This is a genomic window from Bacillus sp. GMs2/2 (assembly GCF_050172095.1).
Lineage (GTDB): Bacteria > Bacillota > Bacilli > Bacillales > Bacillaceae_G > Bacillus_A > Bacillus_A cereus.
This window is the reverse complement of record NZ_JBNLYE010000673.1, coordinates 1-1,370: the sequence shown is the minus strand read 5'-3', so window position 1 is coordinate 1,370 and position 1,370 is coordinate 1. Positions and strand designations below refer to the sequence as shown.

Below are 1,370 nucleotides of genomic sequence, written 5' to 3'. Positions count from 1 at the left end.
AATATCAGAAAAGTTTAAAAATATAAAGATTTCTATTAAATAAAGTGATAAAATGAATGTGTATTCATTTTTGGGAGGGGATGTATGTGAAAGAAAAGGTAGTTATTATAACAGGTGGATCGAGTGGAATGGGAAAAGGAATGGCGACTCGTTTTGCAAAAGAAGGGGCACGAGTTGTTATTACAGGACGTACAAAGGAAAAACTAGAGGAAACAAAGTTGGAAATTGAACAATTTCCAGGGCAAGTATTACCTGTACAAATGGATGTAAGAAATACGGATGACATTCAGAAAATGATTGAACAGATTGATGAGAAGTTTGGTAGAATTGATGTTTTAATAAATAATGCAGCTGGAAACTTTATTTGTCCAGCAGAAGATTTATCTGTGAATGGCTGGAATTCAGTCATTAATATTGTATTAAACGGTACGTTTTACTGTAGTCATGCTGTCGGAAAATATTGGATTGAAAAAGGTATAAAAGGGAATATCATTAACATGGTAGCAACATATGCATGGGATGCTGGTCCAGGAGTTATTCATTCGGCTGCAGCGAAGGCAGGAGTATTAGCGATGACGAAGACGCTCGCTGTTGAGTGGGGACGTAAATATGGAATACGAGTTAACGCTATCGCGCCAGGACCAATTGAACGTACGGGCGGTGCTGATAAATTATGGATTTCAGAAGAAATGGCTAAACGTACGATACAAAGTGTTCCGCTTGGAAGGCTGGGTACGCCAGAAGAAATCGCTGGTCTAGCTTATTATTTATGTTCAGATGAAGCTGCGTACATAAATGGAACTTGCATGACAATGGATGGAGGACAACATTTACATCAATATCCATTTTAAAAGGGATAAAAAAATGAATATTTGATTCATTTTTTTATGGCTAAATGTGACGGAATTGTGACATATGAAAGAAAAGTGTTTACAAGAGGTCATATATACGTTATATTTAAGACCTCTTTTTTCTTCATAGTAGAATTGCTAATTCCCCTTAGCATTTTACCCCTCTAATCCCTTCAGGAAAACTGAAGGGATTTTTTATTATTTTTCCGTAAATATCATGTTATAATTTTTGAAAAGTAAAGGGAGGGAAGCACGTTGATAGATGCATTAGATGTAATGAGTAACTTGGATAAAGTCCTTCCTTATTATCAAGCTATTTTTAGTGCTGATGAGCATACTGTAATTGGATACGAAGTAGTAGGACGTATTCAAACAGAAGAGGGCATACAAAGTTTAGCTTCTTTCTTTCACGATGACTCGATTCCAAGTGAATTTCAACTGGAAGCGGATAATATTATAGTAGAAAAAGCTTTAAATCGTTATTTAGAAAGCGATCAAAAATTATTATTATTTATACAT

At 35.1% G+C, this 1,370-nt stretch carries 1 protein-coding gene and 1 pseudogene; both read left to right on the top strand.

The window, feature by feature from the left end:
• Positions 1 to 86: 86 nt before the first annotated feature.
• Positions 87 to 851, top strand: a complete 765-nt coding sequence (gene fadH / locus ACQGS6_RS28530; protein WP_000660913.1) for a 2,4-dienoyl-CoA reductase — start codon at positions 87 to 89, stop codon at positions 849 to 851.
• Positions 852 to 1,106: 255 nt separating this feature from the next.
• Positions 1,107 to 1,370 (top strand): annotated as a pseudogene (locus ACQGS6_RS28525) (diguanylate phosphodiesterase); the annotation flags it as partial.